Origin of the sequence: Pseudomonas sp. DE0157, assembly GCF_007678615.1 — a bacterium.
Taxonomy (GTDB): domain Bacteria; phylum Pseudomonadota; class Gammaproteobacteria; order Pseudomonadales; family Pseudomonadaceae; genus Aquipseudomonas; species Aquipseudomonas parafulva_B.
In genome coordinates this window covers 112,880-122,276 of record NZ_VEJN01000013.1, presented here as the reverse complement: position 1 = coordinate 122,276, position 9,397 = coordinate 112,880, and the positions used below count along the sequence as shown (strand labels likewise).

Genomic DNA, 9,397 nt, shown 5'->3' with positions numbered 1-9,397 from the left:
CACCTCCCTCCGCAAGACCTGCGTTCGGCCTTCTGAAGTCGCGAAGATCAAAAGCAAGATCAAGATCAAGATCAAGAGCAAGAGCAAGATCAAGATCAAGATCAAGAGCAAGATCAAGATCAAGAGCAAGAGCAAGAGCAAGAGCAAGAGCAAGAGCAAGAGCAAGAGCAAGAGCAAGAGCAAGAGCAAGAGCCAAAGCAAGAGCAGCAGGGTAGCGGGGAGATGGCGGGACCTGCCTCAAACACCTTACCCAAAAAAAACCCGGCTTCTGGGGGAGGAATCCGGGTTAAGACCATTAGGAGTAGAACAAAGGTACGCGGTCCCTGAGTACCTTTATCGCCGCGTCACTCGGGGGGATGCGCCGCGACGACCCTTTGAGTATCGCCCAGGCTACGCACAATGCCAGCCAAAACTGATCGTTTTTTAAACAGATTTGGAATACCCCAGGCCAAGCTGCCAACGATTGAGCCCCCCCGCACACCAGTACAAACCGAGATGACCACGGATGATCCGTGCAATTTCGCGCAAGTTAGGCATAATAATCCGCTTCGATCGTCAGCCAGTCCTTCCCATGCAGAAAGAACCTCGTAAGGTCCGTGAGTTTCGCCGTCGCGAACAGGAAATCCTAGACACCGCCCTCAAGCTGTTCCTCGAGCAAGGCGAGGACAGCGTCACCGTCGAAATGATCGCCGACGCCGTGGGTATCGGCAAAGGCACGATCTACAAGCATTTCAAGTCCAAGGCAGAAATCTACCTGCGCCTGATGCTGGACTATGAGCGCGATCTCAACGAGCTGCTGCACTCGGCCGATGTGGACCGCGACAAGGAAGCCCTGTCGCGCGCCTACTTCGAATTTCGCATGCGCGACCCGCAACGCTACAGGCTCTTCGATCGTTTGGAGGAGAAGGTCGTCAAGGGTAACCAGGTGCCCGAACTGGTCGAGCAACTGCATAGTATTCGCGCCTCCAACTTCGATCGCCTTACGCAACTGATCAAAGGCCGCATCAGTGAGGGCAAGCTTGAAGATGTACCCCCTTATTTCCACTATTGCGCCGCCTGGGCACTGGTCCATGGGGCTGTAGCGCTCTATCACTCCCCGTTCTGGAGCAATGTGCTGGAAGATCAGGAAGGCTTCTTCCAGTTCCTGATGGACATCGGCGTACGCATGGGCAATAAACGCAAGCGCGACCCCGACCCCGCCAATTGAGTCAGCACCGGCCCACGCTGGCGACCAAATCAAAGCTGGCGCAAAAGCTGCATTCGTCAGCCATTCGCCGGCTTTTTTGACGCCGGCCACTGGAGGAATGATGCGGAGCCTGGTCTTGGTGCTGACGCTTGCGGCGTTGGGCGGGTGCATGAAAGTGAGTGATATGGGGAAAGGTGTTCGCTATCACATGAGCGATGCCGGCCTGCTGGATCACAGCGATACCCGTCGTACGCTGTCGATTCGACTGCAACCCGATTCCTTCATCTTCATTGGGCAAGGCGCATTCGTGCCGCCCGGCAAAGGCCCTGTTCCGCAGCACAATGCGGTGGCCGAAGAGGCCTTCAAAAGCTTCGTCGAGTATTTCCCGATGGTACGCCGTGCCGAGGCACCGCTGGGTCTGGAAGAGGCGATCGCGCAGGCACGCTCATTTGGGGCTGACTACGTGCTCTATACCCGTTTCGCTCGCACCGATGATCGCATCGGCAATGGGGACGAGTGGTATGACGAACAGGCCGTGGACCGACTGGGTTGGGATAGCGGCGTGGTTCAGATGATGCTCATCGAAACCAGTACCCGCTACCTGATAGACACGGTCCGTATCAAAAGCCGTGGCGGTTTGTTGACGTTCCATGACCAGACGCCCAGGGATTTGCTTGCGGCGCCCATGCGCGAGTACGCTCGTAGCCTTCTTGGCATGAGTCGATGAGGCACCGCGATGAATGAGACGGGCAAGGCCAATGACCTGCTGACGCAGCTTCCAATGTCCAAGGGCTTGCCGCCTGTGCACCGCTGGAACCCCGATTTCTGCGGCAACATCGACATGCGTATCGCACGGGACGGGACCTGGTACTACTTGGGCACGCCTATCGGCCGCAAACCGATGGTAAAGCTCTTTTCTTCGATCATCCGCCGCGACGGGGATGATTACTTTTTGGTGACGCCGGTCGAGAAGGTCGGCATTACAGTTGATGACGCACCGTTCGTGGCCGTGGCCCTGGATGTGACGGGGGAGGGGGAGCAGCAGGTGTTGCGTTTCACCAATAATGTGGATGATCAGGTTGAAGCAGGGCCTGACCATCCGCTGCGGGTAGTGACTGACCCCGTCACCCAAGCGCCTTCACCTTATGTGCTGATGCGCAGCAACCTTGAGGCATTGATTCACCGTAATGTCTTCTATCAACTGGTCGAGTTGGCCGTTACCCGGCAAATCGCAGATCAGCAATGGCTGGGCGTGTGGAGCCGAGGTGAGTTCTACCCCATAGGGCAGGTGGATCACCCCTGACTTACGCCTCACCGCACGTTTCACGGAGGATGAAGACCGTGTGGAAGGTGGTTGATAACTAGCGCTCCAAAAAATTGTAACGGCTCAACCTCACGGCTTCATACACCTTGAGGAACTTAACCATGGGCCTGCAGATTCTGTCCCCGCACGCCGAATCCCAGCTACGCGCCATCGCCGCTCCACTTGTGGCAGCCTGCCCTGATATGCGCCAGTCGGCCCGGGACACCGCCGTGGCGCTGTTGAGAAAACACAACTTGTCGCACCTAGACCCTGACCAGGTCTACCTCAACCGTTTCGATACCGCCCAGAGCAGCCCTCGCACCTTCAGCGGCTGGCAGCACCTGGACCCGCCAGTCCAATCCTTCACACTGCCTCAGTTGGTCATGCACCGTTTCGACGTTCATGACCAGGACAACAGCGACCTGCTCAGTTATCTGACCGGCTTTTACAGTAATGGCCCTGGCCCTGGTTTCTATGACGAGCACAATGAGATCCGTTTGGAGCCCCAGGCTGTGCTCGAGGATTTCTGGCAAATCGACTTCAGTACCCAGTTCCACCATAGGCTCCAGGCGTTCTGGCAAGAACATGCTGAGCATTTTCGCGTACTGGCGAAGGTCAACTTCCTCGCCAAGGTGATCGAGATGTGCTCGGTCGACAGCAGTACCGCGTTGGCCCACCTCGTTCGCCGCGTCGCCACGGCGCTGACGGGTCTTGATATCGCATCACCCACGTTGGAGCAACTTCAGGCAGTTGTACCGCCAGCCGCCGGTTATCGCGTGTGTACCTTCGACATCGGCGGGCATGTTGCCAGCGACTTTCTGCGCATTGTGCTGGAGGATGGTTCGCAACTGCTGTACACCCCAGGTGAAACGCAGGCCCTGCACTTTTTCCCAACGCGTCAGGACCTTTACTGGTGGGTATTGAACAATACCAACGAAGCCGAAAACCGGGCGCGCTTCATGGCGCACTCCCCATTGTCCAGCCGTGCGCAAAAAGACGATCGCCTCGGCCTCAATCACCTGATCGATCTACTGTTCTTCAATTGGGGTGGTGATGATCACAAGTGCCTCAATCAGCTCGATTCGACCCTGTCGGGCGATGCGTTCAGCCACCTGCGCGATGCCGCGCACCAGCGCATGATCGACGACGCACAGTTCGCCCTGCGCAGCAACGCTGACCTGCGTAAACAACTGTGGATCGGCTACCTCAAGGCCTTCGGCCAGGTAGCAGGGCCCATGACAGCGGTCGACTGGCCGATTGCACTGGCGGTGGTCGGCGCAGGCCTTGCGGATATGGGGCTGAACATCGACCAGGCTGTCAACGGTCATACTACGAGCGAGCGACAGGCCGGTGTGACCGGCGCAATCTTCGCCGCCATCGACACCCTGTTCAACACCGCCATGCTGGCCGGTGCCGTAGGCGTAGGTGACGAGCAAATGCTGATTGATCCACAGGTGCCTGAGGGCGAAACCCTGGCCACGCCGGAAGAGGAGGCGGCCTGCGCGACACCCGCCGAGATTGAAACCTGGGTACCTGAACCGTTCCGGCCGGTTGACCAGCACGACCTGCTGGCGCCTTTTGAAACCAACATCATCCTCAGCGCTGAGCCTGGGAGTGGCGGGCAGGAGGGTATCTATCTGCAGAATGGCAAGTTCTATGCGCTGATTGACGAGCGACCCTTCGAGGTCCGTTTTGTGCAGCAGATGGGCAGCTGGGTGGTCATCGACCCGGAGAATCCATACTCGTTCTATCGCAACCTGCCCATCCGCATGACAGCAGACGGCCAGTGGCAACCTCTACAGCGCTCGGGTTTACAGGGTGGCGGGCTGCCCCGCAAATTGCTCGGGGCATGGGGGCGGCGAAGCGATGCGCCTGCCGTGCAGCCTCTGCCTGCAACGCCCTACGAGATTCCGAGCGAAACGCGTCCTCTGCTTGAGGCCGCCGCCAATGCCCCGGGGGAGGAGCGCGCGCTGAGTGGAATCATGAGCAGCTTAGACTCTCAGGTAGAAGCAAGCTACCGGGCATTCCGTGCCAGCCGCGACGCGCTTGCAACCGACGCCGTCGGCTATCTTGAAAATGTCATACCACCCGCGCGGCCTGCAATACCGACTCTGCCTCGTGATGCCAGCGCCAAGCTGATCATCCGCAGCCTCTACCAGAACAGCGAAGGGCTGGTCATCGGTGAAAGTCATTCGGGGCTGGGCAGCAAGCAGTTTCTGATAGACAACATGCCTATGCTCAGGCGCGAAAAAATCAAGGTGCTCTACGTTGAGCATTTCATGACCGACTTCCATCAGGCTGACCTTGATGTATTCAACCGCTCGGGCAAGATGCCCGCCCGGTTGAGCACCTATGTGAATAATCTGGATGAAGGTCACGGGGTCGATCTGGCGAGCCGTTATTCGTTTCGCAACGTGCTGATTGCGGCGCAGAAGGCCGGTATCCGTATCCAGTCCATCGACTGCATGGCCAGTTATCGCCAGGCTTGGGCCGACCCGCCATCGGCGGTGATCCGCCAGCAAATGATGAACTTTTACGCGCATGAAATCATCGAGGCGGACCAGGGGGTGCGAGGCCCGAGCCGGTGGGTTGCGCTGGTGGGGAATAGCCACGCCAGCGATTTCGAAGGTGTGCACGGCGTAAGCGAACTTCAGGGGGCAATCAGCTTGCGCGTGGAGGATATTGAGGTGGGTCTGCCCGGCGGCATTGGTGCCGATCCTGGACTGGCGGCCATTGATGAGGCCATGGATGTACGCCGGGTCAAGAGCGATCTTCGCCTGCAGGTACCGATTAAAGCGGCGAAGCCGGCCAGCGAGGAACTGTCGGTCATGCTCCGGCATACCGGTACATTCACGTTCGAGAGCACCGATGGCCAGTTGAAGTTGGTGCATCGCAGCCGCACCGGCGGGCTGGTGTATACGCCCATCGCTCAGGAAGGTGAGCGGTTTCATGTCCGGCGACCGGAGTGGCCGTGGATCAGTGAGCGACGGCTAGCAAGCCTGCGAGAAATGCGTACCCTGCTGGAGCATCACGGGTTGCAGTATGTGCTGACGTGATGAGTCGATGCGCTGGAGAAAGGTCTATGGCCTTGGCCCCAGTTGAGCGCCTGAACGGCGTCCACGCCACGCGGATCAAGCAATAAGCACCAGCCCAGGCATACCCACAGCGGGCACAAAAAAGCCGCTTTGGGTATGTCTGTTTCGACAGCATCCCTCAAAGCGGCGTTTCTGAGTTCTTTCAAAACCCTGTGAAGGATCTTGATTATCTGGCTCCGCGACCTGGACTCGAACCAGGGACCCAATGATTAACAGTCATTTGCTCTACCGACTGAGCTATCGCGGAATGTGCACGTATCTTACTCAACAGCAGGGGTAAGTCAAGTCACCCCTGCGAAATCAATCAGTTACAGCACTTCAACGATGGCTTTGGTCACCACATGGATATTGCTCTGGTTCAGCGCAGCCACGGCTATGCGGCCAGTGTCCAGTGCGTAGATGCCGAACTCGTTCTTCAGCCGGGCGACTTGCTCCACGGTCAGGCCCGAGTAGGAGAACATGCCGACCTGGCGACCCACGAAGCTGAAGTCGCGCTTGGCACCATAATGGGCCAGCAACTCGACCATCTGCTTGCGCATACCATGAATGCGCTCGCGCATTTCTGCCAGCTCGGTTTCCCACATCTGCCGCAACTCTGTGCTGTTGAGCACCGTCGCCACGATGGTGGCGCCATGGGTAGGCGGGTTGGAGTAGGTGGTACGGATGACCCGCTTGACCTGGGACAGGACGCGGGTGCTTTCGTCTTTGGACGCCGTCACGATCGACAGTGCGCCCACGCGCTCACCGTACAAGGAGAACGATTTGGAGAACGAGCTGGAGACGAAGAACTCAAGGCCCGACTCGGCAAACAGGCGCACGGCAAAGGCGTCCTCGGCGATGCCGTCTCCAAAGCCTTGGTAGGCCATGTCCAGGAAAGGCACATGACCTTTGGCCTTGACCACTTGCAGGACGTTCTTCCAGTCTTCCAGGTCCAGGTCCACCCCGGTCGGGTTGTGGCAGCAGGCGTGGAGCACCACGATGGAGCCAGCGGGCAACGCTTCGAGGTCCTCGAGCATGCCAGCCCGATTCACGCCGTTGGTCGGGGCGTCATAGTAACGATAGGTATGAACCGGGAAGCCCGCTGACTCGAACAGCGCGCGGTGGTTTTCCCAGCTAGGATCGCTGATGGCGACCACGGCCTCGGGGGATACGCGCTTGAGGAAGTCGGCGCCGATCTTCAGTGCGCCCGTACCGCCCACTGCCTGGACGGTAACCACCCGGCCATCGGCCAGCAATGGGGACTGGGCACCGAACAACAGTTTCTGCACCGCTTGGTCATAGGTCGCGATGCCGTCGATCGGCAGGTAGCCACGCGAGGCGTGCTGGGCGGCACGCTGGGTCTCGGCTTCGATCACGGCCCGCAGCAGCGGAATGCGGCCTTCCTCATTGCAGTAGACGCCCACCCCAAGGTTCACCTTGTCGGTGCGTGGGTCGGCATTGAATGCTTCGTTGAGGCCCAGGATAGGGTCGCGGGGTGCCAGCTCGACAGCGGAAAACAGGCTCATTGTTACCTTGGCTCGGATAGGAGTGTAAGGGGAGTATCCGCTCCAGCCGAATGCACTGAAGCGGGGCACAAACGGGGAGTCAGTATAGTGATCCGGCACGGTCACTGCGACACTGCGACGCCGCTTTTACGACTATTTGCGCAAAAAAATTTCGACCCTTGCAGCCTTTGCCCTGTCCACCGTAACACGGGGTCACCGTTGGGCCTTCAAAGCGTCCCCCAGCGTGCCCATTTGGGTATAGACTACTGGCTAAATTTACAGTGCAGCACCGCGAGGTTCGACATGTCCGAGTTCCAGCTCGTCACCCGGTTCCAGCCAGCAGGCGATCAGCCAGAGGCCATTCGGCAAATGGTCGAGGGCATCGAGGCGGGGTTGGCGCACCAGACTTTGCTGGGCGTGACCGGCTCTGGCAAGACCTTCAGCATCGCCAACGTGATCCAGCAGGTGCAGCGCCCCACGTTGGTCCTGGCACCGAACAAGACGCTGGCGGCGCAGTTGTACGGCGAATTCAAGGCCTTCTTCCCCAATAATGCGGTGGAGTACTTCGTCTCCTACTACGACTACTACCAGCCCGAAGCCTATGTGCCCTCATCGGACACCTTCATCGAGAAGGATGCCTCGATCAACGACCATATCGAGCAGATGCGCCTTTCCGCCACCAAAGCGCTGCTCGAACGGCGTGACGCAATCATCGTCACCACCGTGTCCTGCATCTACGGCCTGGGCAGCCCTGAAACCTACCTCAAGATGGTGCTGCACATCGACCGGGGCGACAAGCTCGACCAGCGCGCGCTGCTACGCCGGCTGGCCGACTTGCAGTACACCCGCAATGAAATGGACTTCGCCCGTGCCACCTTCCGTGTGCGTGGGGATGTCATCGATATCTACCCGGCCGAATCGGACCTCGAAGCCATCCGCGTCGAGCTGTTCGACGACGAGGTGGAAAACATCGCCGCATTCGATCCGCTGACGGGCGAAATCCTGCGCAAGTTGCCAAGGTTCACGTTCTACCCCAAGAGCCACTACGTGACGCCGCGAGAAACGCTGCTTCAGGCGGTGGAAGGCATCAAGGAAGAACTGGCCGACCGGCTTGAGTATCTGCACAAGGCCAACAAGCTCGTGGAGGCCCAGCGTCTTGAGCAGCGTACCCGCTTTGACCTGGAAATGATCATGGAGCTGGGTTACTGCAACGGCATCGAAAACTACTCTCGCTATTTGTCCGGTCGTCCTGCAGGTGCACCGCCACCTACGCTGTATGACTACCTGCCCGCCGACGCGCTGCTGGTCATCGATGAGTCGCACGTCAGCGTTCCCCAGGTGGGTGCCATGTACAAAGGGGACCGTTCGCGCAAGGAAACGCTGGTGGAGTACGGGTTTCGTCTGCCGTCGGCGCTGGACAACCGCCCCATGCGCTTCGATGAATGGGAGAGCGTCAGTCCGCAGACCATCTTCGTATCCGCAACGCCCGGCCCCTACGAAGAGGCCCATGCTGGGCGCGTCGTCGAGCAGGTAGTGCGTCCGACAGGTCTGGTCGACCCGCAGATCGAAATACGCCCTGCGCTGACCCAGGTAGACGACCTGCTGTCGGAGATCCGCAAGCGTGTGGCCCTGGGCGAGCGTGTGCTGGCCACCACATTGACCAAGCGCATGTCCGAGGACTTGACCGATTACCTGGCAGACCATGACGTAAGGGTCCGTTACCTGCACTCAGACATCGACACCGTGGAACGTGTCGAGATCATCCGCGACTTGCGGCTGGGCACGTTCGATGTACTGGTCGGCATCAACCTGTTGCGCGAAGGCCTGGACATGCCCGAGGTTTCGCTGGTTGCCATTCTGGATGCGGACAAGGAAGGCTTCCTGCGCTCCGAACGTTCACTGATCCAGACCATTGGCCGCGCTGCGCGCAACCTCAATGGCCGGGCGATTCTGTACGCCGACGCCATCACCGGTTCGATGCAGCGGGCCATTGACGAGACCGAGCGGCGTCGAGAAAAACAGATCGCCTTCAACCAAGCGCACGGTATCGTGCCCAAGAGCGTGGTCAAGGACATCACCGATATCCTTGAAGGTGCAACCGTCCCGGGTGCTCGTAGCAAAAAACGCAAGGGGATGGCCAAGGCGGCAGAGGAGAGCGCGCGCTACGAAGCCGAGTTGCGCACCCCAGGCGAGATCACCAAGCGTATCAAGCAGCTCGAAGACAAGATGATGCAGTATGCCCGTGACCTGGAGTTCGAAGCCGCTGCCCAGTTGCGTGACGAGATCTCCCAGCTGCGAGATCGCCTGATCGCAAGTTGATGCCTGGTGG

The 9,397-nt window shown here is 59.1% G+C and carries 7 protein-coding genes and 1 tRNA gene; 5 read left to right on the top strand and 3 right to left on the bottom strand.

Annotation, left to right across the window (positions count from 1 at the left end; all coding sequences use genetic code 11):
- The coding region (locus FS777_RS21570; protein WP_218570385.1) for a hypothetical protein at positions 1-196 on the bottom strand (196 nt) is incomplete at its 3' end.
- A 375-nt stretch (positions 197-571) separates the two neighbouring features.
- Between FS777_RS21570 and FS777_RS16440 the strand changes: the two genes are divergently transcribed.
- From FS777_RS16440 to FS777_RS16425, 4 genes are all read left to right on the top strand, one after another.
- A complete protein-coding gene (locus tag FS777_RS16440) occupies positions 572-1,207 on the top strand; it encodes a TetR/AcrR family transcriptional regulator (RefSeq protein ID WP_058605557.1) in 636 nt (211 codons plus the stop codon).
- Positions 1,208-1,307: 100 nt separating this feature from the next.
- Positions 1,308-1,913, top strand: a complete 606-nt coding sequence (locus FS777_RS16435) for a DUF4823 domain-containing protein (protein ID WP_145256454.1) — start codon at positions 1,308-1,310, stop codon at positions 1,911-1,913.
- Between the two features lie 9 nt (positions 1,914-1,922).
- Positions 1,923-2,489 carry a DUF1285 domain-containing protein gene (locus FS777_RS16430; protein WP_078478220.1) on the top strand — a complete coding sequence of 189 codons (567 nt, stop codon included), beginning with the start codon at positions 1,923-1,925 and terminating at the stop codon, positions 2,487-2,489.
- A 122-nt stretch (positions 2,490-2,611) separates the two neighbouring features.
- Positions 2,612-5,545, top strand: coding sequence for a membrane-targeted effector domain-containing toxin (locus FS777_RS16425; protein WP_145256451.1), 2,934 nt, complete (start codon positions 2,612-2,614; stop codon positions 5,543-5,545).
- Positions 5,546-5,755: 210 nt separating this feature from the next.
- On the opposite strand, the gene FS777_RS16420 is transcribed toward FS777_RS16425, so the two are convergent.
- Positions 5,756-5,831 (bottom strand) — tRNA-Asn (locus FS777_RS16420).
- Positions 5,832-5,892: 61 nt separating this feature from the next.
- Positions 5,893-7,089, bottom strand: a complete 1,197-nt coding sequence (locus FS777_RS16415) for an amino acid aminotransferase (protein WP_058605554.1) — start codon at positions 7,087-7,089, stop codon at positions 5,893-5,895.
- Positions 7,090-7,371: 282 nt separating this feature from the next.
- Between FS777_RS16415 and uvrB the strand changes: the two genes are divergently transcribed.
- Positions 7,372-9,387, top strand: a complete 2,016-nt coding sequence (gene uvrB, locus FS777_RS16410; protein WP_058637685.1) for an excinuclease ABC subunit UvrB — start codon at positions 7,372-7,374, stop codon at positions 9,385-9,387.
- Positions 9,388-9,397 lie beyond the last annotated feature (10 nt).

Bases quoted from the DNA above. Each gene is read 5' to 3' on its own strand.
- FS777_RS16415 (WP_058605554.1), bottom strand. From the start codon at position 7,089: ATGAGCCTGTTTTCCGCTGTCGAGCTGGCACCCCGCGACCCTATCCTG.
- FS777_RS16435 (WP_145256454.1), top strand. From the start codon at position 1,308: ATGCGGAGCCTGGTCTTGGTGCTGACGCTTGCGGCGTTGGGCGGGTGC.
- uvrB (WP_058637685.1), top strand. From the start codon at position 7,372: ATGTCCGAGTTCCAGCTCGTCACCCGGTTCCAGCCAGCAGGCGATCAG.
- FS777_RS16440 (WP_058605557.1), top strand. From the start codon at position 572: ATGCAGAAAGAACCTCGTAAGGTCCGTGAGTTTCGCCGTCGCGAACAG.
- FS777_RS16430 (WP_078478220.1), top strand. From the start codon at position 1,923: ATGAATGAGACGGGCAAGGCCAATGACCTGCTGACGCAGCTTCCAATG.
- FS777_RS16425 (WP_145256451.1), top strand. From the start codon at position 2,612: ATGGGCCTGCAGATTCTGTCCCCGCACGCCGAATCCCAGCTACGCGCC.